Below are 26,246 nucleotides of genomic sequence, written 5' to 3'. Positions count from 1 at the left end.
ACTTCGACTTAATTAATATTCAACACCTTGTTTATCTAAAACGGTTTTGGTTCTGAAGGCATAAAATAGGAGATAAGCATAACAGGCTACGGCCATCCAATAAGATGATTGAATGTTGAAAACATCAGCTAATTTTCCTTGTACAGGCGGAATAATAGCGCCTCCTAAAACCATCATAACTAAAAAGCCTGAACCTTGTGATGTGTATTTACCTAAACCGGCAATACTTAAGGTGAAAATACAAGGCCACATAATAGAACAGAATAAACCACCAGATATAAATGCAAATAAGGCCACATTTCCTGATGCAAATAAGCCTATTAAAATAGCAATGACACCAAATAAACTAAATAGCTTAAGTGTCTTAACAGGTTTATCTTTCGCTAAAAAGAAACCTAAAATTTGAACAGCAATACAAATAGCAAAAAATAGAATTTCGTTGCTAGAAAAACTGTATTTAATGGAGTTTACTAGAATGATAATTCCAAATGCAATGTAAGGGACAACAATGAGTAAAACTTTTTTTAAACCTTTACTTGGATTAAAAACAGTAATGGCTCCAACCCAACGACCAATCATTAATCCGCCCCAATAAAGTGAGACGTATGGCGCTATACTAGCATCATTTAATACGGGTAAATTAAGTCTATTTAAGCCTGTGTCTCCAACCGATTGTTTTAAAAGTTCTCCGAGATTACTCCCTATAGCAACTTCAACACCAACATACGTAAATATGGCTAACATGCCTAAAACCAATTGAGGATACTTCATGGCTCCCCAACCTTGTGGTTTTTTAGACGCATTAGAATAGGCAATAAATACAGTAGCAACAACTGCAAAAAGTGCTACAAATAATAGAATTAAACGTGTTTGCTCTAAGTCTTCTGAAGCTGTTACTTCTCCAGAATAGGTGCTAAATATATATCCAAAACAACCAATAATTACGGAACTCAATAAGATTAATAAATTTCGGGCTTTATTAGCAGGTTCAAAAGCTGTGTTTGATTTTAATGCAGGTAGTTTGTTTGAAAAATGAAAAAGTGCTGCTGCAATTAAAAACAAAACACCAACACCAAGATATAATCCTTGTACAGTAACTAATGTAATTTCATTATTAGCAATCATAGCTTCTAATTCTTCTGTTCCTCGGGTTGCGGAACCAAAAATTACTAAACCAACAACAATGGGTCCGATAGTGGTGCCAAAAGAATTAACTCCACCTGCTAAATTTAAACGATGCGAACCTGTTTTAGGATCACCCAAAGCAATAGCAAAAGGATTGGCTCCCGTTTGTTGTAATGAAAATCCTAATCCAACAATAAACAATGCAATAAGTACTAAGTAAAACACACCAGTTTGTCCTTGCTCCGCACCTGCAGTTGCAGGATACATAGCAAAAGCACCAATTGCAGATAGCAGTAAGCCATATATAATGCCATTCTTATAGCCCCAATTATTAAAAATGTTCTTTTTTAATGAGCCAGACATTATAAATAACATAAGTGCTCCAAAATAATAAGCACCATAGAAGGCAAAATCTACTAACTGTGATTGAAATTGGTCAATATTAAAATAGGTTTTGCAAAAAGGAATAAATACGCCATTAGAGGCTGCAATAAATCCCCAGAAAAAGAAAACTGTAACTAAGGTAGCTAAAGCTGATTTGTTGTTTTGATTATTCATTATTTTTTGTTGTTAGTCTGTGTTATTTATATTATTGTTTGTTTTACTTAATAGAGATTTCGTCTGCAAAAATCCAGCTACGTCCATTATAAGGATAGCCCAAGTGCCATTTGGGTAATTTACCCATTTTTTTAGCAATTATTTTTACATATTTGTATGATCCATCAAGGATTTTAAATTCGGTCGTTTTAATTTCAAGATTACTATTTTGTTTTGAGGCGTCTATCTTTTGAGATGGTAAAGCTGTAAAGGTTTTATTGTCTTTTGAGACTAGACACTGCACTTGGGTTGGGTAAAAAATCCAAGCGCCTTGGTCTTGTAAAAAGTTCACCTGTACTGTTGAAATTTCTTTAACTGATCCTAAGTTTACAGTTGCAATCATATCTGTATTATGATAGCCTTGCCAACTGCCTGTGCGATAGTTTTTTGTGCTTCTAATACCATCTATTAGTGCGTCATTACCACCAGCAGAATATTGATTGGCATAGTCTGTTTCTAAGGTTATACTGAGGTTTGGGTCTATTTTAAAGAATGGTGTTGTAAGTATAGGGCTTTTTAATTCTTCTTTTTCTGAATATAAGTTCAAATTAGCATCTTCACGCAAAGTAATTGGCTTTTCGTATAATTTAAAGTCTTCATTATCTAAAGCATAATAGATTTTAGCGTCTTGCTCTGCAGAGTTTAATACAACTTCGGTTTTTTCTCTAAAGGTAATAGCGCCTTTTTCTATATAGGGTGATGGTAAAATATTATGATGTTTAATTTCTGTTTTTGGTTCTTGTTCTGTTTTGCTTCCCCAAATTGCTGGCTTGTCTGTCATATAAAATTCAAGCGTTCCACCAGCCATAATAGCTTCATGTTTTAGATAAGTGACGTCTAAATCTTTTCCGTTTAGTTTAACGTTGTCAATATAGATATTGGTGTCGCTTAAATTATGTGCCAAGATGTTGAATTGATTTTTGTTTTCAAGATTAATGGTTACTTTATCAAAAAGTGGTGTTCCAATAATGTAGGTATTACTGCCAGGTGTTACAGGGTAAAATCCCATTGCACTTAGTACATACCATGCACTCATTTGCCCACAGTCTTCATTGCCTGATATGCCATTTGGCTCATTTTTGTATAATTCTGTTAGTATTTGATGTACTTTTTCTTGTGTTTTGTGTGGCTTATTTACAAAGTTATAGAGATATGCTATGTGATGACTAGGCTCGTTACCATGAGCATACTGACCGATCAGTCCTGTGATATCGGATTGGTTACGACCAGAGGTTTCGGTATTGGCATTAAATAATTTATCGAGTTGAATTTCGAGATTATCTTTTCCACCGAGTAAATCTATAAATCCTGAAACATCCTGAGGGGCATAGAAACTGTATTGCCATGCATTAGCTTCGGTGTAGTTAAAGTTAACTTCGTAAGGGTCAAAAGGCACAAACCAGGTATTTCTAAAACGGCCTCTCATAAATTTAGATTCTGGATCAAAAACATTTTTGTAGTGCTGAGCACGTTTAATATAGGTTTTGTAATCTTCGGATTTACCCATTTGCTTTGCCATTTGTGCAATCGTCCAATCATCATAAGCATATTCTAAGGTTTTAGACACGGATTCGCTTTCTTCATCCACAGGAATAAAACCATAGGTTTTGTAAGCTTTAAGCCCAAATTTATCTCTTGTTGCCGAGTGCTTCATCGCTTTAAACGCTTTTTCTACATCATAATCCCTTATGCCTTTTAAATACGCATCAGCGATTACTGATACGGCATGATATCCAATCATACAATCCGTATAATTACCTGCTAAATCCCACATAGGCAAAATGCCACCTTCATCATATTTTGCTAAAAAGGTATTGATGAAGTGGTTGGTTCGTTCTTGTTCAATTATGGTATATAATGGATGCGCAGCTCTGTAAGTGTCCCAAAGCGAAAATACCGAGTAATAGTCAAAATCTGAATAGTGAATCTCTAAGTCCATACCTCTATAACGCCCATCAACATCTTGATAACGTTGCGGTGCTAACATGGTATGATATAGTGCTGTGTAAAAATTGGTTTTTTTGTCTATATCTTCTGTGCTGAGCGTTGTTGTAGTACTTTCAATGGTAATCTTTCCTAATTGTTTTTCCCAATAGGATTGTGCTTCGTTCTTGACAGTTTCAAAATCTTTGTTGCCAATTTCTGCATTTAAATTTTTGCGTGCACCTTCAATATCTACAGCAGAAATCCCGATTTTTATAATAAGAGGCTCGTTGTTTGGGTTATTAAATTTTAAGGATGAGCGTCTGCCTCCAGGTTTACCATTTTCAGGTGGTGATTGCAACATATCATCAAACGGATGCGATGTTTTTATGGCAAAGAATAGCCTTTGGTCTTTTGCCCAAGCTGAAGAATGACGATAACCAACAATTTCGGTATCAGAGATTCTATCAATTTTAGCGTCCAAAACCTTATCGCGATGGACCAAATCTAAAATCACAAATTGATTTTCAGCTGATGGAAATTGATATTTATGAAGTCCACTTCGCAATGACACTGTTAATTCTACATCAATATTTATAGAGTCTAAATGTACTTTATAATAACCAGGTTCTGACGTTTCGTTTTCATGGTTAAAATGTGCCCTGTAGCCTTTTTTACCATCTGAGCCATTATTAAAGTTATGTGTATTTGTAGGCATTAAAAGTACGTCACCATAATCACTAATTCCTGTACCGCTGAGGTGTGTGTGCGAAAACCCATATATATAATTATCACTATAATGATAGCCAGAGCAGCCGTCCCAGCCGTCTAATCTTGTATCTGGGCTTAACTGCATCATACCATAGGGTAGCGTGGCACCGGGATAGGTATGTCCATGGCCACCTGTTCCAATAAAGGTATTGACATAGCTAGTAAGTGGTAGGTCTTTTTTTGCTTTGTTAGTTTTAGAGGTTTTATTGCAGCTAAAACATAAGATAATGCTAATGAGAACAGCGGATAGTTTAGAAGTCATCAAAAAAAGATTACTAATTTTAATGCATCTAATATACTAAAATGCATTACAAGACCTTTGTAGATTATTTTTATTCTGCACAATAAGATGACCAATGCATAGCAAACTTGTATTTAGTAAGTATAATAGAGTTGCAATAATTTAATAAAGCTATCTTATTTAAATAAGTGAGCTATTTTAAATTTTAATTATAGTTATGAATCTTAAGAAATAGAATTTCTATAAATGATAGGGCATTAACAATATTGTAAGAAAGTTTATGGTTTCATTCCGTAACTTTGGGATTAAATTAGTACGTCTATGCGCTTAGTCATTTTTCTTATTATTTGTATTTTATCTATCGTTTATGGGTTTATGGCCATACGTACAATAACAAAGCATACTTGGCTTTATTACCTTTACTTTGGCATTGTTGCGTTGGTTATTGTTAATCTCATATATCAACTTATGGGATCATCTGAGGGCCGTGTACTTACGCCAAGTAAAAGTTACGCGTTTGGCTTTATGTTGGCATTACTTTCTTTTAATCTTATTATAACCATAGTTCTTTTTGGTGAAGATATTTTTAGAGCGATACATTGGGGATTCAGAAAACTGGTTTATAGAAATGAAACTACTTATTTTTCTTCGAGGCGAAAATTTATTAGTCAGGTTGCTCTTGGTTTAGCTGCTATACCTTTTGCATCCTTACTTTACGGTATGTATCGTGGTAAGTATAGATTTAGAGTTTTAAATTATACGCTTTATTTTGAAGATTTACCAGACGCGTTCGATGGTTATAGACTTACCCAAATAAGTGATATTCATTCTGGTAGTTTTGATAATAAAGAGAAAATTGAGTATGCCATAGATTTAATTAACGAGCAACAATCTGATGTTATATTATTTACGGGTGATATGGTAAATAATAAAGCGTCTGAAATGCTACCTTGGAAATCTACTTTTGGTCGGTTAAAAGCTAAAGACGGAAAGTTTTCTGTATTAGGAAATCATGATTATGGCGACTATGTAGATTGGCCAACAGAAGCAGATAAAGCTAAAAATTTAGAGGATTTAAAACGCATACAAAAGGAAATAGGATTTGATTTATTATTAAATGAACATCGCTATTTAGAAAAAGATGGTGCTAAACTAGCACTTATTGGTGTAGAAAATTGGGGAAAAGGAGGCTTTAAAAAAGCGGGAGATTTAAAAAAGGCATCCTCAAAAATAGAAGCTAATGACTTTAAAGTATTAATGAGCCATGACCCAAGCCACTGGGAGGCCCAAGTGGTTAATGATAATTATCATTACCATTTAACTTTAAGCGGTCATACGCATGGTATGCAATTTGGTATTGAAATTCCTGGTTGGATAAAATGGAGCCCTGTTAAATGGCGATATAAGCAGTGGGCAGGTATTTATAAAAATTTGGGTCAGTATATAAATGTTAATAGAGGATTTGGGTATTTAGGATATCCTGGTCGTGTTGGGATATGGCCAGAAATAACAGTTATTGAACTTAAAAAAGGCTCAAAAGAAGCTTAATTGCTTACAAATGCTTATTTTTATAATGTTGAAAGTTAACCTAGTAGCTTTATAAAATGGCAATTGAGTTAGTTTTAATTAACATATTTTACCAAAATCTATACAGCGTATGTCAAAATTTGGGGACTTAATAGATGTTGATATTCCGGTGTTATTAGACTTCTATGCAGAGAAGGATAATGAGTCTATAGCTATGCATTCTGCACTAAGAGATGTCGCTGCGGCATTAGGGGACAAAGCCAAAGTTATAAAAATTGATGTTGATAAAAATAGAGAATTGGCAGACGCGCTACGCGTTAAAGGCTTACCAACATTAATAATCTACAAAAACGGAGAAATGAAATGGCGTTATAGCGGTAAGCAGGAGGTTAACGCTTTAATAGAAATTCTGCAAAATTATATGTAGCGAAGTAGTATTTTTATATTTTAATCTAAAGTTCTAAATTTAAAACCCTGTTCACTAAAATAAGCTAAGACTTTAGGTAGTACGTATCTTAAGTTTTTTGAAGCTTTTAAACTATCATGAAACACAATAATACTTCCTTTTTTTGTGGCAGTTATAACATTGTTTAAACAAGCGTCTTCACTAACGGTCTTATCCCAATCATAAGATAGAACATCCCAAAGAATGATTTTATAACCTAATTTCTGAAGTTTTTTACTCTGTTTTACTTTAAACTTGCCATACGGAGGTCGAAAGAGATTTTGGCCTACTGATGGATGATTTTCGACTTTTGAATTGATCAGCTGGTTTGTTTTTTCAACATCTTCAATGTATGTTTTGGTCTTTTGTTTCCATCCTTTAAGATGACTAAATGTATGGTTTCCAATGCTATGACCATCAGCTATGATTCTTAAAAAAATATCTGGATGTTTTTCAATATTATTTCCAATGCAGAAGAAGGTCGCTTTAGCATCATATTCAGCCAGTGTATTTAGCACCCAATCTGTAATTTCTGGAGTTGGGCCATCATCAAAAGTTAAGTATATCTCTTTTTGAGTCGATTCAATACTCCAGATCAAATTTGGAAATAAGGATTTTATAAATTTTGGTGTTTTGGCCGGTATAATCTGCATGTTCTACTCTTCTGGCGCTATACTATCTTCAATGCTATCACTTAAAATGGTTTTAATATCTATATCTTCTCTAGGTTCAGCGATTTCTTCTTCAGAAGGCCCTAATAAATCCTTAAGTTCCTCTAAGTAACTATTAAAAGTTTGGGTTTCTTTGAGCGCAAAATGATTATCGTTATATAAAATTAAGACATCTACCAAAGCTCTATAGCGTTGTATGTCTAAATAGATGTCTTCAATTAAGCGCATTTTATTCCTTTTGTCCAATCCGCTGTAATACAAGATTTTTTCTTGATATTTTTTAGACACATCTTTATAAAGCGCTCTTCCTTTGTCTACATTTCCTATTTCGTAATAGGCGCTAATATAGGGTTCTAAAAGTGAGTAGTAGCCAAAGGTGTCTACAGGCATTTTTTCCATGGCTAAGTCGGCAATTTCTTCGGCTTTGTCTAATTTATCTTCATTAATAAGGGCTTCGATTAAACGTGCTAAATTTCCTCTGTAGGTAATACCATTTCTGCGTGTTTCAATATCGTGGTAAATAGCATTACCGCTTCCGCCCCAATCCCATGTTTTAACCATATTATACATTAAATCGGCATCAATTCTACCCATATCATAAGGGTTGGCTTTGTCAACAGCTGTTTTTATTGGCACCAACTTGTAACACATGCCGTCTAACTGTAAATAATCTTTAAGCCACACATAATCATCAGCACCAAATGCACCACCAGTAAAATATATTGGGCGCTCCCAGTTGTTATTAGCAATAATGTCTAGCATTAATAAACGGTTTTTGTAAATGTAACTTCCCTCAATAGTTGCATGTAATTGATCTTCAATTTTATCTGCATCTTTCTCCTTTACAATACCATTTTTAAGAACGGTTTGTTTGTCTACAGGGACACTAATATGACGCGTTGGGAAATAGTTTGTGTTTAGTAGATAACTTGGATATTGCGTTGGATCTTCACCTTGTTTTTCAAGGACGTATTTAAATTTTGTTGTTGGCTTCTCGCTAGATACAAAGTCCATAAAATCTTTAATATTTAGCGTGTCTTGAGCAATTTGTTTACTAATTTCTCTATATATTATAACATCTCTTGTACTGCCTCTATATTGATTGTGCTCTAGTTGCGAAGGAATTGGGTCACTTTCGTAAGTCTTTCTTTTCATTTGATCGATGTACCAGTCGGTTTGAAATAAACTGGTGTTAACAACACGTACATCGGTACGCACACCTTCAATTTCTTGTAAGTACCAAAGTGGGAAGGAATCATTATCTCCAATGGTAAATAATATGGCGTTAGGTGCACAAGATTCTAAATATTTACGAGCCATAGCATTGGCGGTGTATTTTCCGGAACGATCATGGTCATCCCAGTTATTTGCTGCCAATACACCAGGAACTACGATAATACAAAGTACCGTAATGGCTGGTGCCAAAAATTTAGAGCTAACACTAGTTTTTAATAAATCGTATAGCGCATAAACGCCAAATCCTATCCATATTGCAAAGACATAAAAAGAACCAACAACAGAGTAGTCCCGCTCGCGAGGTTCAAATGGTCTTATATTAGTATAGAATTGAATTGCTAATCCTGTTAATAAAAAGAACACTAGTAAGACCCAAAAGCGTTTAGCATCGGTAGACATTAAAAAGAAAAAACCAATTAGGCCTAGTAATAACGGTAAAAAGTAATACGTGTTACGCGCATTGTTTTCTAAAACATCAGTCGGTAGATTTTCTTGAGAAACACCAAGATGTAACTCGTCTATTAATTTAATTCCAGAAATCCAATTACCATTAAAATCATCGTATTTACCTTGGATGTCGTTTTGTCTTCCAGTAAAATTCCACATAAAATAACGCCAGTACATGTACCCAAACTGATACTGAAACATGTATGCTAAATTATCGCCAAAGGAAGGTTTTTCTATTTCGAGATATTGTTGCCCATAGGTTCTTAAAAATCGGTCATAATCTTCATAATCTACCTCGCCATTTCTTATACGCATTCTAAAATCATTTACAACGCGGTCTACTCTAAGTTTTTCTTGTAGAGCATACTGACTGGCTTCTTCTTCTGATAGTCCGTAATTAAGCGCCTCATTGTAAGCACGTCTTTGTAGGTTAGGGTTTACTTTAAAATTAATAAGGCCAGTAAACATCATATAATTAGCAGCATGTTCGCTACTCCACATTCTTGGTAATACCGACGCGTGCTCATGGTTGTAGTTTTGTTTTGTACCTTCCCAATCGTTAATAATTACATATTTACCAAGTTCTTCATCGCGTTCGTAATTCTTCTTGTCATTTACAAAGGGATTGTCTTTATCAGCTCCAGAATAAATTTCAGTAAACTGAGGACCATAAAACAAGTGTGTCTCTGGGTATTGCTCTAGGTTGTAATATGCCAGTAACTCACGTGCATCAGAAGGGTCGTTTTCATTAATAATAACATTAGCATTAGCTCTAATAGGTAGCATCATCCAAGAAGAAAACCCTATAAATATAAACATTAAACAAAGGACTAAGGTGTTGATGTGTATTAAGCCTTTTTGTCTTGTATAGCGCAATCCAAAATAGAATAAACCAATAACGATTAACCCAGTAATGATGGTTCCAGAGTTAAAAGGTAACCCAACAGAATTTACAAAAAACACTTCTAAGTAGCCAAATAACTTAAGTGTTGAAGGTAGAAGTAACTTAAATATAAATAACAAAATAGCTGCCGATACTACATTGGCAATTATAAAATTCTTTACCGTTATAGTTTTGTAATTTTTAAAGTAATAAATAAGCCCAATAGCAGGTATAGTTAATAAACCCATAAAGTGAACACCAAACGAAAGGCCAATAACAAATGCTATTAAAATCAGCCAACGATTCCCTCTTGGAGTATGCATATCTTGTTCCCAGCGTAAGGCTAGATAAAACATAACAGCCATAATGAGCGTTGCCATGGCATAAACTTCAGTTTCTACAGCGTTAAACCAAAATGAATCTGTAAATGTAAACGCTAAACTACCAACTAAAGCACTGCCTAATATGGCCATGCCTTTACCCGTACCAGAATTTTTATTGTGTTTTACTAATTTAACCAAAAGCATACTAATGGTCCAAAACATGAAGAGAATAGTAAAAGCACTAGCTGTAGCACTCATCATATTCATTATCATACCGATCTGAGAAGGTTCTAAAGCAAACATAGCAAAGAAGGCTCCTATCATTTGAAACAAAGGAGCACCAGGTGGATGACCAACTTGTAATTTTGCGGATGTTAAAATATACTCACCAGCATCCCAAAAGCTAACCGTAGGCTCTATAGTTAATGAATAGGTAACTAAAGCTATTGCAAATACAACCCATGCAAGGATTGTATTCCACTTTTTAAAGTTAAAATTTGTCATGAAAAAGGACTCTAATTGATGTGGGACGAATTTACTAATTATTATAATAATGCCTACACTTTTAAGTTAACGTTAAGTAAAATGAATTATTTTTCCATATTTTTTTTGCCTAAGACAAACTTTGTTTTAAATTTGCACCCTCATTTAAGAGATTGGCCTATGGTGTAACTGGCAACACGTCTGGTTTTGGTCCAGAAGAGTCTAGGTTCGAGCCCTAGTAGGCCAACAAAAATTTAAATCCTCATTCTAAACAGAATGAGGATTTTTCATTTAAGGTAGAGCTTGTGGCTCCCAGTTATTACAACTTTTAATGTTTATTTAGCTTTTAACTAGGATTATGGCTTTTGCTCTGCGGATTCATAAAAACAATTACAAGGTAAGTTACTTTGATAAGTCCTTTAAATAGTGTATATTTGCATCGTTATTTAAAGAAATAAATAAGCGAGAGGACAAAAAGTCCTCTCTTTTTTATCGTAGATGTTTAAAAGTAAGGTAGAGGATTTATTGCAAAACGCACTCAATGAGCGTCAAGATTTATTTTTGATAGACTTTACTATGTCAACTAGTAATGCTATTAAAATTGTAATAGATGGTGACCGTGGAGTTTTGGTAGAAGATTGTATTTTTATCAGTAGAGCTATAGAGCATAATTTAGATAGAGATGAGTATGATTTTTCTTTAGAAGTTTTATCATCAGGTGCGGCATCTCCATTACTTTTGCCAAGACAGTATAGTAAACATGTTGGGCGTAATTTAGAAGTTAAAACCAATAATAACACTATAGAAGGTACATTAAAAAGCATTGAAGATAACGGTATTACGTTGCAGTGGAAAACGAGAGAACCAAAACCAGTAGGTAAAGGTAAAGTAACGGTAAATAAAGAGGCATCGATAGCCTTTAATGATATTAAAGAAGCAAAAGTTAAAATAAAATTTTAATTCATAGGTATTATGGAAAATGTAGCATTAATTGAATCATTTTCAGAATTTAAGGACGATAAGTTAATCGATAGAGTAACGCTGATGGCGATACTTGAAGATGTGTTGCGTAATGCATTAAAGAAGAAATATGGCGATGATGATAATTTTGATATTATTATCAATCCAGATAAAGGTGATTTAGAAATTTGGAGAAACCGTATTGTTGTTGCGGATGGTGATGTGGAAGAACCAAATCAAGAAATTGAATTATCAGAAGCTCAAAAAATAGAACCAGATTTTGAAGTTGGTGAGGATGTGGCTGAAGAGGTAAAGCTTGTTGACCTAGGCAGACGTTCAATTTTAGCCTTAAGACAAAACCTAATTTCTAAAATTCACGAACATGATAATACTAATATCTATAAGCAATTTAAAGAATTAGAAGGAGAAATTTATACCGCTGAGGTGCATCATATCCGTCATAGAGCAATTATTTTATTAGACGATGATGGTAATGAAATTATACTTCCAAAAGACAGACAAATTCCATCTGATTTCTTTAGAAAAGGAGAAAATGTAAGAGGAGTTATAGAGAGTGTAGAATTAAAAGGAAGTAAACCATCGATTATAATGTCTAGAACATCTCCATTATTTTTGGAGAAATTGTTTGAACAAGAAATACCAGAAGTATTCGATGGACTAATAACCGTTAAAAAAGTAGTACGTATACCTGGAGAAAAAGCTAAGGTTGCTGTAGATTCTTATGATGATAGAATAGACCCAGTTGGTGCCTGTGTGGGTATGAAAGGATCTCGTATACACGGTATTGTAAGAGAACTAGGAAACGAAAATATTGATGTTATTAATTTCACCAATAACCTACAGTTATTTGTAACTAGAGCTTTAAGTCCAGCGCGCGTTACCTCTCTAAAATTAGATGAAGAAAATATGCGCGCAGAAGTGCTATTAAAACCAGAAGAAGTTTCTAAAGCTATTGGTAGAGGTGGGCATAACATTCGTTTAGCAGGCCAATTAACAGGGTACGAAATAGATGTATTTAGAGAAGGAGCAGAAGAAGATGTAGAGTTAAAAGAGTTCTCTGATGAAATTGATGAATGGATTATTTCAGAATTTAGTAAAGCAGGTTTAGATACTGCAAAAAGTGTTTTAGAACAAGATGTGAACGATTTAGTAAAGCGTACAGATCTTGAAGAAGAGACCATTTTAGAAGTTATTAGAATTCTAAAAGAAGAATTCGAAGATTAACAATCTTAACATTGAAACCACAAAGTTAGATTGATATAAACAGATTTAAGTATATTACGGCAATTTATGGCTCAAATTAGAATAAATAAAGTATTAAGGGAATTAAATATCTCATTAGATCGAGCAGTAGATTTTTTAGAATCTAAAGGCATAGAAATTGAGGCAAAACCTAATACAAAAATTTCACAAGAGGTTTACGATACGTTGTCTGATGAATTTCAGACGGATGCAACAAAACGTGAAAAAGCTCAAGAGGTTAGTGAAGCTAAGCTTAAAGAAAAAGAAGAACTTAGAATAAAGCGCGAGCGCGAAATTGAAGAAAAGGAAAAAGAAGAAGCCAGAAAAGAAGCCGTTGTAAAAGCTAAAGCAGATCTCAGTGGGCCTAAGCAGGTTGGTAAAATCGATTTAGAGAAAAAACCAACAAAGGCTGTAGAGCAAGAGAAAAATGAGACGGTTAAGGAGGAGAAAAACATAGCGTTACAGCCAGAGGAAAAACAATCAGAAAATCAAGGCCAAAAGCCTAAGTCTCTACCAAAGGTTGAAGCCGAAAATAAGGTTGAAACACCAAAAGCCGAGCAATCAAAAAAAGAAGAGAAAAAACCACTAACAAAACAAGAGAAGTTAGAAAAAGCAGATGCTTTAGGCGAACCTGCTGAAGAAACCTTAAAAACACAATATAAGAAGCTAACAGGTCCTACAACAACAGGTAAAAAAATTGACCTTTCTCAATTTAATAAACCTAAAAAGAAGAAGGACGATAAAAAAGAAACCTCAAACGATAATAATAAGCGTAAAAGACGTCGTATAAGTAAAGGCGGAAATGATGGAGGTGGAAGAAACTTTGATAATAGGCGTGGTGCTAAAGGACGCGGAAACACGAGGCCTAAAGTAGTTAAAGAGGAGCCTAGTGAAGAAGAAGTACAAAAGCAAGTAAGAGAAACGTTAGAAAAGCTTCAAGGAAAATCTAACAAAGGTAAAGGAGCCAAATACCGTAGAGAAAAAAGAGATCAGCACCGTCAGCAAACTGAGATGGATCAAGAGTTGGCAGCGGCAGAAAGCAAAACACTTAAAGTTACAGAATTTGTAACTGTAAGTGAGGTTGCTACCATGATGGACGTTGGTGTAACACAAGTAATTTCCGCTTGTATGTCTTTAGGTATGATGGTAACCATGAACCAAAGATTAGACGCAGAAACTTTAACTATAGTTGCCGAAGAATTTGGGTATTCTGTAGAATTTGTAACAGCAGATATTGAAGAGTCTATTGAGATTATAGAAGACGATCCAAAAGATTTAAAACCGCGTGCACCAATTGTTACCGTTATGGGACACGTAGATCATGGAAAAACATCGTTATTAGATTACATTAGAGAAGAAAATGTAATCGCTGGAGAGTCTGGTGGTATAACACAACATATTGGTGCTTATGGAGTACAATTAGAAGGAGGTCAAAAAATAGCGTTTTTAGATACTCCTGGTCACGAGGCTTTTACAGCAATGCGTGCTCGTGGTGCTCAAGTTACCGATATTGCTATTATTGTAGTTGCAGCAGATGATGCTATTATGCCACAAACTAAAGAAGCCATTTCTCATGCACAAGCAGCTGGTGTTCCAATTGTATTTGCAATTAATAAAATTGATAAGCCAGACGCTAACCCAGAGAAAGTAAAAGAAGGTTTAGCAAGTATGAATTTATTAGTTGAAGATTGGGGTGGTAAAATTCAGTCTCATGATATTTCTGCTAAATTCGGAACAGGTGTAAAGGAATTATTAGAAAAAGTACTTTTAGAAGCTGAATTGTTAGAATTACAAGCAAATCCTGAAAAACCAGCCAATGGTACTGTAGTAGAAGCCTACTTAGATAAAGGTCGTGGATATGTATCTACAATTTTAGTACAGTCAGGCACATTACGTGTAGGTGATTATGTATTAGCTGGTAAAAACAGTGGTAAGGTTAAAGCTATGCATGATGAACGTGGTAATGACGTAGAAGAAGCAGGGCCATCAACACCAGTTTCTATTTTGGGTTTAGATGGTGCTCCCCAAGCAGGTGATAAATTCAACGTATTTGAGGATGAACGCGAAGCTAAACAAATAGCAGCAAAACGTACCCAATTGCAGCGTGAGCAGTCTGTGAGAACACAACGTCATATAACCTTAGACGAAATTGGTAGACGTATTGCGCTTGGTGATTTCCAAGAATTAAATATTATACTTAAAGGTGATGTGGATGGCTCAGTAGAGGCATTAACAGATTCTTTCCAAAAGTTGTCCACTGAAGAAATACAAGTAAATATTATACATAAAGGAGTTGGTGCCATTACAGAAAGTGATGTGTTATTAGCGTCTGCTTCAGATGCGATTATCGTTGGATTTAATGTGAGGCCTGTAGGGAATGCAAGATCCATAGCAGATAAAGAAGAAATTGATATCAGAACATATTCCATCATATATGCAGCGATTAACGATCTTAAAGACGCTATGGAAGGCATGTTATCTCCAGAAGTTAAAGAGGAAGTTACAGGTACTGCTGAAATTAGAGAAACCTTTAAGATCTCTAAAATTGGTACCATAGCTGGTTGTATGGTAACAAATGGCAAAATTTACAGAAACTCTGGCATTCGTTTAATTAGAGATGGTGTGGTAGTACATACTGGTGAGTTATCATCGCTAAAGCGTTTTAAAGATGATGCTAAAGAGGTTTCCAAAGGTTACGATTGTGGATTGCAAGTTAAAGGCTATAATGATATAAAAGAAGGTGATATTATTGAAGCCTTCCAAGAAGTTGAAGTTAAAAAGACCCTTAAGTAAAATGGTGTTTATAGAACTAAAAAACCGACCAAAATGGTCGGTTTTTTTTGTTTAAAAATGCTTTAAATCGTATTATTTTTTGTCGAGCTTAGGTTGAAAAATAATGGCATTCATATACTTCTTTTTAATTTTAGCTAATGCTCTATCGGCTTCTAAACGTGTGGCAAAATTACCAACCCAAACTTTATAATTTGGTGTGTTCCATACAATTTCAACTGGCCATTGACCATAGGTATTAAGAAAATTAGATTTTTCGCGCTCTGCACGATCCGGATCAACACTTTGGTACACTTGGATACGGTACACTTTAGTCGTTTTTATATCCTTTTTATAGTCTAGTAATGTGTTAATATCGCTATGCTGATCTATGTTAACATCACCTTGTTGAGCATTTACCGAAAAACAAAATAATATTAAGACTAAGAGGATATTAAATGGTTTCATTTTTAGTGTCATAACTTAAGGTTTAAATGCAAAGGTATAGTATTAAACGTAAATGCTAAGAACATCTTATTTAGAATAATTATAAATTGATTATTAACAGTTCGCTAACATTTCTAAAATCGACTTTATATCTTACTTTTGCATGAGTTTTAAAAACATGTTTTTTCAGTTTTTTTATGAAAAAATCATACCAAAGTTTAGAAGTTAATTCAACTAACAATATGAAACAGGTGATCTACCGTAATTTAACCTCAAAGATTCTATATTTAGGTTTTATTTTATTATTCACGTTTTCGACATCATTAATCGCTCAAGAAGGCGATGCCGCTAATGGTAAATCATTATTTAATGCTAATTGTGCTGCTTGTCATAAGTTAGACAGGGATATGACAGGTCCAATGCTAAGGAATGTTGAGGCCAGATTAGCAGAGGAAGAAGGTTTAGATAGAGCATGGATTAATGCATGGATTAAAAACAGTGCAGGATTAATTAAGTCTGGTGACACTTACGCCAACAAAGTTTATAACGAGTGGAATCAAACGGCAATGACAGCCTTTCCACAATTAAGTGACCAAGATATTTCTGATATTTTGGCTTACACTGCTCAGCCAAAGCCTGAGCCAGTTGTAGTTAATGGTGGAGGCGGTGAAGTTGTTTCGAAAGAGCCTGGAGTAGGTAATAATTTAATCTTAGGAGCCCTAGTTGTTTTATTTGGGCTGTTAGCCTTGGCCTTAATTTTAGTAAGACGTACATTAAATCGTTTCGCCGAAGCTAAAGGTTTAGAGGTTGTTAAGGAAAAAGGTACGCCAATTTGGAAAGCCTTTATACAAAATCAATTTTTAGTATTAGTAAGTGCAATTTTTCTTTTACTAGCAAGTGGTTATTTTGTGTATGGTTATTTAATGCAGGTGGGTGTAGATCAAGGTTATGAGCCAGTGCAGCCAATACATTATTCGCATAGAATACATGCTGGTGATAACGCTATAGATTGTAAATATTGTCATTCTTCTGCGCGTGTTAGTAAACATTCTGGTATACCATCATTAAATATTTGTATGAACTGCCATAAGGCTATTGCTAATGTGGCACCAGAAACTTTAGCAGAAGGAAAAGAATATGGTGTGGATTACGATGCTGAAATACAAAAATTATACGATGCTGTTGGTTGGGACGGAACAGGATATACTGGTGAGTCAAAACCAGTAAAGTGGATTCGTATTCATAACCTTCCAGACTTTGCATATTTCAATCACTCGCAGCACGTTTCAGTGGCAGGTGTAGAGTGTCAAACATGTCATGGTCCTGTAGAGGAAATGGAAATTATGTATCAACATGCACCGTTAACTATGGGCTGGTGTATTAACTGTCACAGAGAAACCAATGTTAAAGTTAAGGATAACGAGTACTATACTAAAATTCATGAAGAATTATCAAAAAAGTATGGTGTAGATCAGTTAACGGCAGCGCAAATGGGAGGATTAGAATGTGGTAAGTGCCACTATTAAATTAAAGATACAGTTGAAGTTTAGTAATACTAATCATTATCAACTAACAACTATATAACTATAAAATATGTCATCAAACAAGAAATACTGGAAAAGTGTTGAAGAGCTAAACGAAAATAGCGCTCTTGTTGAGACGCTACAACAGAATGAGTTTGTGGAGGAAATTCCAACAGATGAATTTTTAGGTGATAAAGAAGCATTAGAGTCTTCGTCAACCTCGCGTCGTGATTTCTTAAAATACGTAGGTTTCAGTACTGCTGCGGCATCTTTAGCAGCTTGTGAAGGTCCTGTAATTAAGTCAATTCCTTATGTAGTGCAACCAACGGAAATTATTCCAGGAGTAGCTAATTATTATGCGACTACAATAGCTAATGGATTTGATTTTGCTAGTGTTTTAGTAAAAACTAGAGAAGGGAGACCAATTAAAATTGAAAATAATACAGATGCTGCTACTAATGGTATGGCAAATGCCAGAGTTCATGCTTCAATTTTAGGATTATATGATATTTTAAGAGTTAAAACTCCAATGAAGGGTGATGTCCAAATTTCTTGGGACACTCTAATGTCAGAAACAACATCGGCATTTAATAAGTTAAGCGATGATAAACAAATCGTATTTTTAACAGCAACAATGCCAAGTCCTTCAACTCACAAGTTAATTGAAGAATTTTCTGCAAAATATGGTAATGTAAAGCATATATCTTATGATGCAGTTTCAGAGTCTGCTACTTTAGATGCATACCAAGCTAAGTATGGTAAACGTGGTATGGCAAATTATGATTTTTCAAAAGCCCAAACTATTGTTTCAGTAGGTGCTGATTTCTTAGGAGACTGGCAAGGTGGTGGTTTTGAGTCTGGCTATGCTAAGAATCGTATTCCAGAAAATGGTAAAATGTCCCGTCATATTCAGTTTGAATCTAATATGTCATTATCTGGTGCAAACGCAGATAAACGTATACCATTAACACCTAGCCAGCAAAAGAAAGTATTGGCATTATTAAGTAGTAAAATAACTGGTGGTGCGGTTTCAGTTGGTGATTTACCAGAGTATATTTCTGCAGCTGTTCAATCTGCAGCAAGTGAAATTAAAAAGGCAGGGAGTAATGCGGTAGTAGTTACAGGTATTCAAGATGTAAATGCTCAAACCGTAGCTTTAGAAATAAACACTTATTTGAATAGTAAAGCATTTGATGCTTCAACAACTATTAAAACAAGACAAGGTAGTAATAGTGCAATAAAGAAATTAGTGGCTGATATGAAGGCTGGTAAGGTTGGTGCCGTTATAATGAATGGTGTTAATCCAATGTACACGCTTCCTAATGCTTCTGAATTTAAAGAAGGTTTAGATAAAGTAGATGTATCTGTAGCCTTTTCATTAAAGAAAGACGAAACTGCTTCTAATTGCGATTATATTGCAGCGGCTTCTCATAATTTAGAATCTTGGGGTGATTTAGAATTAAAGTCTGGTCATTATTCATTAATGCAACCAACAATTCGCCCATTATTTAACACAAAACAATTTCAGGAAGCATTACTAGTGTGGAATGGAAATAGTGCATCATATAGAGATTATTTAAAATCAGTTTGGACAGCAGATATTTTAAATGGAAAATCATTTAATAAAGCGGTACAAGATGGTGTATATGTAAATGTAACATCTGAAGAGGTAGAATCACCAAGTGCTAACGAAGCTTCTGAAAATGATGGTACTGATGTACAGGCGCCTAGTAGTAATGCTGCAAGAGCCTTAGCGCGTTCAGCAAATGCTAGTGGCATGGAGTTGACACTTTACACTAAAACAGGTATGGGTGATGGTCAACAAGCGAATAATCCTTGGTTACAAGAGTTTCCAGATCCAATTACAAGAACAACTTGGGATAACTATCTAACAGTGTCTAGAGCTGATGCAGAAGCATTAGATTTAGAAAACTGGAATGTGGCTAATGGTGGCTTAAATGGTAGTTATGTAAATGTTACCGTAAATGGTACGACTTTAGAAAATGTGCCTGTTATTATTCAGCCAGGTCAAGCTAAAGGAACTGTAGGTTTAGCTTTTGGTTATGGTAGAACATCAGAAGCGCTTAAGGATGAAATGAAGACAGGTGTTAATGCTTATCCTTTATATCAAAACTTTAATACAGTACAAGAAGTTACTATAGAAAAAGCTTCTGGTGAGCATGAGTTTGCATGTGTACAGTTGCATAATACCTTAATGGGTAGAGGTGATATCATTAAAGAAACAACATTAGAAATTTTTAATACTAAGGATAAACACGTTTGGAATAAAGTTCCTGAGGTATCCTTAAACCATGTAGAAACTCCTGTGACATCTCCAGATGTGGATTTATGGGATGAGTTTGATCGTTCTATAGGACATCATTTTAATCTTTCGATTGACTTAAATGCTTGTACAGGATGTGGAGCATGTGTTATTGCATGTCATACAGAAAACAATGTGCCAGTAGTTGGTAAGACTGAAATGAGACGTAGTAGAGATATGCACTGGTTGCGTATTGATAGGTATTATTCGCATCAAGACACTTTTGAAGCAGATGATTCCAAAAAAGAAGGATTCTCTGGTTTATTTGGAGACAATGGGTCTTTAGGTGGGTTTGGTCAAATGGAAAGTCCTGCGGACAATCCACAAGTAGCATTTCAACCAGTTATGTGTCAACACTGTAATCACGCACCATGTGAAACCGTTTGTCCTGTTGCAGCAACTGCTCACGGACGTCAAGGTCAAAATCATATGGCCTATAACCGTTGTGTAGGTACGAGATATTGTGCTAACAACTGTCCTTATAAAGTGCGTCGTTTCAATTGGTTCTTATACAACAAGAATGATGAGTTTGATTACTTTATGAATGATGACTTAGGACGAATGGTTATTAACCCAGATGTTACAGTAAGATCGCGTGGAGTTATGGAAAAATGTTCTATGTGTATTCAAAAAACACAAAAAACAATCCTAGATGCTAAACGAGAAGGTCGTCTGGTTAAAGATGGGGAATTTCAAACAGCGTGTTCAGCTGCCTGTGGAAATGGAGCTATGGTCTTTGGTGATATCAATGACAAGGATAGTAAAATTGCTGAATTAAAAGAAGATAATAGAGCGTATCACTTATTAGAGCATGTAGGTACAAAACCAAATGTGGTGTACCAAACTAAAGTGAGAAATACAGCTGAAGCGTAAATAATAAATTAAAGAATCAATTATATAATTATGGCGTCTCATTACGAAGCACCTATTAGAAGACCTTTAGTTACCGGAGAAAAATCGTACCACGATGTTACTTTAGATGTAGTAAGACCGGTTGAAGGCAAAGCAAACAAGGCATGGTGGATAGTTTTCAGCATAGCTTTAGTTGCATTCCTTTGGGGAATAGGATGTATCATTTACACAATATCAACAGGTATTGGAGTTTGGGGTCTCAACAAGACTGTAAACTGGGCTTGGGATATTACTAACTTCGTTTGGTGGGTTGGTATTGGTCACGCAGGTACACTAATTTCTGCGGTACTTTTATTATTCCGTCAAAAATGGAGAATGGCAATTAACCGTTCTGCAGAAGCAATGACTATTTTCTCGGTTGTGCAGGCTGGTTTATTCCCAATTATTCACATGGGTCGTCCATGGTTAGCCTATTGGGTATTACCAATTCCAAATCAATTTGGATCTTTATGGGTTAACTTTAACTCGCCATTACTTTGGGATGTATTTGCAATTTCTACCTACTTATCAGTGTCTTTAGTATTCTGGTGGACAGGTTTATTACCAGATTTTGCAATGATTAGAGATAGAGCCGTTAAGCCTTTCCAAAAGAAGATTTATTCATTATTAAGTTTTGGATGGTCTGGTAGAGCAAAAGACTGGCAACGTTTTGAAGAAGTATCATTGGTACTTGCTGGTTTAGCAACACCACTTGTACTTTCTGTGCATACCATTGTATCATTTGACTTCGCAACATCTGTAATTCCAGGTTGGCATACCACGATTTTCCCACCTTACTTTGTTGCAGGTGCGATTTTCTCAGGATTTGCAATGGTAAATACACTTCTTATCATAATGAGAAAAGTATGTAACCTCGAGGATTACATAACCGTACAGCATATTGAGTTAATGAATATTGTTATTATGATAACGGGCTCTATAGTAGGTGTAGCTTACATTACCGAGTTATTTATAGCATGGTATTCTGGTGTAGAGTACGAGCAATATGCGTTCTTAAATAGAGCAACAGGACCTTACTGGTGGGCATATTGGGCAATGATGACTTGTAACGTATTCTCTCCACAGTTTATGTGGTTCAAAAAACTTAGAACAAGTATTATGTTTTCATTCTTTATCTCTATAGTTGTAAATATAGGTATGTGGTTTGAGCGTTTTGTAATTATTGTAACTTCATTACATAGAGATTATTTACCATCATCTTGGACAATGTTCTCACCTACATTTATAGATATAGGAATATTTATAGGTACAATAGGTTTCTTCTTTGTGTTATTCTTATTGTATTCTCGTACATTCCCTGTAATTGCGCAAGCAGAAGTTAAGACCATTTTAAAATCTTCTGGAGAGCGTTATAAGAAAATTAGAGATAGAGGTGATAGTTTAGTAGGTACAGGTGCTGATGCTAGAACATCTAACACCAATACTAATACTACAGTTGCAATAGAAAATACGATAGCAGATGCTAGCGATGAAAAGGTGAGCAGCTTACTCGAATCTATTGGTTCCTTTGATGCTACAACTGATACAGCAGATGACCTTAAGAAGATAAGTGGTGTAGGCCCTAAAATGGAAGAAGTACTTAATAGTATCGGTATTTATACATTCTTACAAGTAAGTAAGATGACCAAAACAGAATACGACTTGTTAGACTCAATTACGGGATCTTTCCCAGGACGAGCTGAACGCGATGATTGGGCAGCACAAGCTAAAAATTTATTAAACAACTAATATAGTTTATGGAAGCTTCAAAAGTAATTCATGCTATTTATACAGATGATGATGTATTAATGTCAGCCGTTAAAGCGGTAAAGGCAAAAAAACATCATATTGAAGAAATATACACTCCTTTTCCTGTTCATGGACTAGATAAGGTTATGGGTTTAGCACCGACACGTTTAGCAATTACCGCCTTCCTTTACGGATGCGTTGGCTTAACCGTTGCTATTACAATGATGAATTTTATAATGATTGAAGATTGGCCACAAGATATTGGTGGTAAACCAAGCTTTAGTTATTTAGAAAATATGCCTGCCTTTGTGCCTATTATGTTTGAGCTTACAGTATTTTTTGCGGCTCACTTAATGGTAATAACATTTTATCTAAGAAGTAGAATGTGGCCTTTTAAAAAGGCTGAGAACCCAGATCCAAGAACAACAGATGATCATTTCTTAATGGAAATTGCAGTTCATAATAATGAATCTGAATTAACATCATTATTACAAGAAACAGGGGCTGTTGAAATAAATATTGTTGATAAAGACGAAGATGCACATTAATATGAAGACATCATTAAAATATAGCTTAGCACTAGTTATCTTGGTAGGATTTGTGTCTTGCCAAAAGAATTCGAGACCAAACTACCAATACATGCCTAATATGTATGAGTCTGTTGGTTATGAAGCTTATCAAGAATCGGATGCCTTTGCAAACGGAATAGAAGCACAATTACCTGCTGAGGGCACAATTCCTAGAGGTGATTTTATGCCTTACGAAATAGAAAATACTAATGCTGGATATGATTATGCTAAAGCTAATTTAACAAATCCATTGGCAGACCCTATACCATTAGACATTGTAGATTCTATAAAAGTAGATCCAAATACTCCTAGAGTAGATTATTCAGTTGGTGGACCTTTATATAGTATTTACTGTGGTATATGCCATGGAGCTAAAGGAGATGGAAAAGGAAAGCTCGTACAACGCGAAAAAATATTAGGTGTTCCTAGTTATGATGACGCTGGTAGAGCTATTACAACAGGAAGTATTTACCATGTTATTTACTATGGTAAAAATACAATGGGCTCATATGCTAATCAATTGAATGAGCATGAGCGTTGGCAAGTTGTAGCTTATGTAGAAAAGTTAAAAGCTGATTTAGAAAAATAAGATTTAGATAAAGATTATATAGATGGAATATAAAATTTCAAATCGATTAAGAATAGGCGCGATAATTATGGTGGTTCTTGGACTGCTAGGTGTTGGGCTAGGCTTCATGGATTCTTTTAGTGTTAATGAAGATAATATTTCTGAAGTCTTAGCTGCAGAACATCATGGACATGGAGATGCGCATGCTACAAATAGCCATGACAACAATCATGGTGAATTAACGCATGAGGAAGACCATCATGGTGAAAGTGCTAAAAGTGGTTTAACACATCATGAGGAACATGCACTTCATCAAATTCATAATAGACCGTATGCGGCACTATATGTAGGAGCATTCTTTTTCTTTATGATTGCTTTAGGGGTGTTAGCATTCTATGCGATACAATATGCGGCACAAGCAGGTTGGTCTCCAGTGCTTTTTAGAGTAATGGAAGGTATTACATCTTATGTTTTACCAGGTGGTTTAATAGTATTAGCAATTGCTTTTGCAGCAGATAGCCACTTATTTGTATGGTTAAAAGATGGCGTAACCGAGGTTGGCCATGAAAATTATGACAAGTTAGTGGCAGGAAAATCTGGATGGTTAAATAAAACAGGTTTCTTCATTAGAGGTATAATTTTCTTAGGAGGTTGGGTTTTATACCGTCAGTTTTCAAGAAAATTTTCTATAGCTCAAGATAATGCAGAGGATAACAGATACTTTAAAAAGAACTTTAGAATTTCAGCAGCGTTCTTAGTATTCTATATTTATACAGAGTCTATGATGTCTTGGGATTGGATAATGAGTGTAGATCCTCATTGGTTTAGCACATTATTTGGATGGTATGTATTTGCGAGTATGTTCGTAAGTGGTATTACTGTTATTGCAATGGTAACAATCTATTTAAAGTCTAAAGGTTTATTGGAGTTTGTAAACGATAGTCATATTCATGATTTAGCAAAATTTATGTTTGGTATTAGTGTATTTTGGACCTATCTATGGTTCTCTCAATTTATGCTGATTTGGTATTCTAATATTCCAGAGGAGGTAACTTATTTTGTGACAAGAATAGAGCATTATAAACTGCCATTTTTTGGTATGTTAGCAATGAATTTTATATTTCCTCTACTTCTATTAATGAATAGTGATTATAAAAGAATCAATTGGTTTGTTGTAATGGCAGGGATAGTAATACTATGTGGACATTATTTAGATGTATTTAATATGATTATGCCTGCAACAGTTGTAGAAAGATGGTTTATAGGTTTACCAGAAATAGGTTCAATATTACTATTCGGCGGCATTTTCTTACTAGTAGTGTTTACAGCGCTTGGTAAGGCACCATTACTTGCAAAGCGAAATCCATTTATGAAGGAAAGTGAACATTTCCATTATTAATTATTAAAAAAGAACAGAAACGATAATGACTGCTTTATTAACGATTATAATTGTACTCTTTGTAGCGGTTGCGATTTGGCAACTTGTAAAGATTTTTGATTTAGCTCAAGCTGGTTCAGAAAGTTCACCAGTGGCAACAGATAAGGATAATAACATAAATGGTTATTTAATGATGGGATTCTTAATCTTCATCTATGTAATTACAATTGTTTGTTTTTATTATTTAGGAGACTTACCGTTGACTTCTAATGCTGCGTCAGAGCATGGTCCAGGTATAGATAATTTAATGATCATATCCATGGTTGTTATATTCTTTGTGCAAACAGTGACTCAGTTTTTATTACACTACTACGCTTTTAAATATAGAGGCGAAAAGGGTAAAAAAGCTTTATATTTCTCTGATAATAACACTTTAGAAGCCATATGGACAGGTATTCCGGTTATAGTTTTAGCGGGTCTTATCATATATGGGCTTTTTACTTGGAATGATATAATGGACTTAGACGATCAAGAAGATCCTCTAGTGGTAGAACTATATGCACAACAATTTAATTGGAAAGCTAGATATGGTGGTGAGGACAACGTGCTAGGTAAAGCCAACGTAAGACTAATAGATTTAGATAGAGCTAATATTTTAGGTGTTGCAGAAGATGACCCTAATGCACAAGATGATGTTATAGTAACAGAATTACACTTACCTGTAAACAGACCAGTTCTATTTAAAATGCGTTCTCAAGATGTATTGCACTCTGCATATATGCCTCATTTTAGGGCACAAATGAATTGTGTACCTGGTATGGTTACTCAATTTGGGTTTACTCCCACGGTCACCACAGAAGAAATGCGTCAGAACCCAGACATAATAGATAAAGTTCAAAATATTAATGAGCACAGGGTAGGAAGACAAGCGGAAATTGAAGAAGCTGGGCAAGATTTAACTTACCAGTTCGATTATCTTTTATTATGTAATAAAATTTGTGGTAGATCACACTACAATATGCAAATGAAGATCATCGTAGAAACTGAGGAAGAATTTAATGCCTGGATGGCAGAGCAAAAAACATTTGCTAATTCTTTAAACAAATAAAAAAATCATTTTAAGAAATAGATAAG

17 protein-coding genes and 1 tRNA gene are annotated in these 26,246 nt (G+C 34.8%); 13 read left to right on the top strand and 5 right to left on the bottom strand.

Translation table 11 applies throughout. The features are described from left to right. Positions 1-12 precede the first annotated feature (12 nt). A complete protein-coding gene (locus tag Q0800_RS02805; RefSeq protein WP_299127432.1) occupies positions 13-1,683 on the bottom strand; it encodes an MFS transporter in 1,671 nt (556 codons plus the stop codon). A gap of 43 nt (positions 1,684-1,726) precedes the next feature. Continuing rightward, on the bottom strand, positions 1,727-4,678 hold the full coding sequence (locus Q0800_RS02800; RefSeq protein ID WP_299127431.1) for a GH92 family glycosyl hydrolase: 2,952 nt from the start codon (positions 4,676-4,678) through the stop codon (positions 1,727-1,729). A 300-nt stretch (positions 4,679-4,978) separates the two neighbouring features. Here Q0800_RS02800 and Q0800_RS02795 point away from each other — a divergent pair, with 300 nt between their 5' ends. Together Q0800_RS02795 and Q0800_RS02790 are read left to right on the top strand one after the other, a co-directional pair. After that, positions 4,979-6,205 (top strand): metallophosphoesterase, encoded by a 1,227-nt coding sequence (locus tag Q0800_RS02795; protein WP_299127430.1) that lies wholly within the window; start codon positions 4,979-4,981, stop codon positions 6,203-6,205. 109 nt (positions 6,206-6,314) lie between these two features. Continuing rightward, positions 6,315-6,611, top strand: a complete 297-nt coding sequence (locus tag Q0800_RS02790; RefSeq protein ID WP_299127428.1) for a thioredoxin family protein — start codon at positions 6,315-6,317, stop codon at positions 6,609-6,611. A 20-nt stretch (positions 6,612-6,631) separates the two neighbouring features. On the opposite strand, the gene Q0800_RS02785 is transcribed toward Q0800_RS02790, so the two are convergent. Further along, the gene (locus Q0800_RS02785; protein WP_299127426.1) at positions 6,632-7,282 is read right to left on the bottom strand and encodes a polysaccharide deacetylase family protein; all 651 of its coding nucleotides are present in this window, start codon (positions 7,280-7,282) and stop codon (positions 6,632-6,634) included. Between the two features lie 3 nt (positions 7,283-7,285). Next, positions 7,286-10,693, bottom strand: coding sequence for a DUF2723 domain-containing protein (locus tag Q0800_RS02780; RefSeq protein WP_299127424.1), 3,408 nt, complete (start codon positions 10,691-10,693; stop codon positions 7,286-7,288). Positions 10,694-10,846: 153 nt separating this feature from the next. On the opposite strand from Q0800_RS02780, the gene Q0800_RS02775 reads away from it, so the two are divergent. From Q0800_RS02775 to infB, 4 genes are all read left to right on the top strand, one after another. After that, a tRNA-Gln gene (locus tag Q0800_RS02775) sits at positions 10,847-10,919 on the top strand. Positions 10,920-11,170: 251 nt separating this feature from the next. Next, positions 11,171-11,632, top strand: coding sequence for a ribosome assembly cofactor RimP (rimP, locus tag Q0800_RS02770; protein WP_299127421.1), 462 nt, complete (start codon positions 11,171-11,173; stop codon positions 11,630-11,632). Between the two features lie 12 nt (positions 11,633-11,644). After that, positions 11,645-12,877 carry a transcription termination factor NusA gene (nusA, locus tag Q0800_RS02765; protein ID WP_299127418.1) on the top strand — a complete coding sequence of 411 codons (1,233 nt, stop codon included), beginning with the start codon at positions 11,645-11,647 and terminating at the stop codon, positions 12,875-12,877. Between the two features lie 66 nt (positions 12,878-12,943). After that, positions 12,944-15,688: a translation initiation factor IF-2 gene (gene infB / locus Q0800_RS02760; protein ID WP_299127416.1), complete on the top strand. Its 2,745-nt coding sequence runs from the start codon at positions 12,944-12,946 to the stop codon at positions 15,686-15,688. A 72-nt stretch (positions 15,689-15,760) separates the two neighbouring features. On the opposite strand, the gene Q0800_RS02755 is transcribed toward infB, so the two are convergent. Further along, positions 15,761-16,144: an SPOR domain-containing protein gene (locus Q0800_RS02755; protein WP_299127415.1), complete on the bottom strand. Its 384-nt coding sequence runs from the start codon at positions 16,142-16,144 to the stop codon at positions 15,761-15,763. A 209-nt stretch (positions 16,145-16,353) separates the two neighbouring features. Between Q0800_RS02755 and Q0800_RS02750 the strand changes: the two genes are divergently transcribed. The 7 genes from Q0800_RS02750 (at position 16,354) to Q0800_RS02720 (ending at position 26,220) form a co-directional block, all read left to right on the top strand. Further along, positions 16,354-17,637: a c-type cytochrome gene (locus tag Q0800_RS02750; protein WP_299127500.1), complete on the top strand. Its 1,284-nt coding sequence runs from the start codon at positions 16,354-16,356 to the stop codon at positions 17,635-17,637. Between the two features lie 67 nt (positions 17,638-17,704). After that, entirely contained in the window at positions 17,705-20,830 is a 3,126-nt protein-coding gene (locus tag Q0800_RS02745; protein WP_299127414.1) for a TAT-variant-translocated molybdopterin oxidoreductase, read from the top strand. Between the two features lie 30 nt (positions 20,831-20,860). Further along, positions 20,861-22,597 (top strand): NrfD/PsrC family molybdoenzyme membrane anchor subunit, encoded by a 1,737-nt coding sequence (nrfD, locus tag Q0800_RS02740; RefSeq protein ID WP_299127413.1) that lies wholly within the window; start codon positions 20,861-20,863, stop codon positions 22,595-22,597. A gap of 8 nt (positions 22,598-22,605) precedes the next feature. After that, positions 22,606-23,145, top strand: coding sequence for a DUF3341 domain-containing protein (locus tag Q0800_RS02735; protein WP_299127411.1), 540 nt, complete (start codon positions 22,606-22,608; stop codon positions 23,143-23,145). Between the two features lies 1 nt (position 23,146). Further along, positions 23,147-23,755 carry a cytochrome c gene (locus tag Q0800_RS02730; protein ID WP_299127409.1) on the top strand — a complete coding sequence of 203 codons (609 nt, stop codon included), beginning with the start codon at positions 23,147-23,149 and terminating at the stop codon, positions 23,753-23,755. Between the two features lie 22 nt (positions 23,756-23,777). Continuing rightward, complete coding sequence (locus Q0800_RS02725) at positions 23,778-25,133, top strand: quinol:cytochrome C oxidoreductase (RefSeq protein ID WP_299127408.1); 1,356 nt, start codon at positions 23,778-23,780, stop codon at positions 25,131-25,133. 25 nt (positions 25,134-25,158) lie between these two features. After that, entirely contained in the window at positions 25,159-26,220 is a 1,062-nt protein-coding gene (locus tag Q0800_RS02720; RefSeq protein ID WP_299127406.1) for a cytochrome c oxidase subunit II, read from the top strand. The last annotated feature ends 26 nt before the right edge of the window (positions 26,221-26,246 follow it).

The organism is uncultured Winogradskyella sp. (assembly GCF_937958655.1).
Lineage (GTDB): Bacteria > Bacteroidota > Bacteroidia > Flavobacteriales > Flavobacteriaceae > Winogradskyella.
The sequence above is the reverse complement of the archived record's forward strand: the minus strand, read 5'-3'. Positions and strand labels throughout refer to the sequence as shown.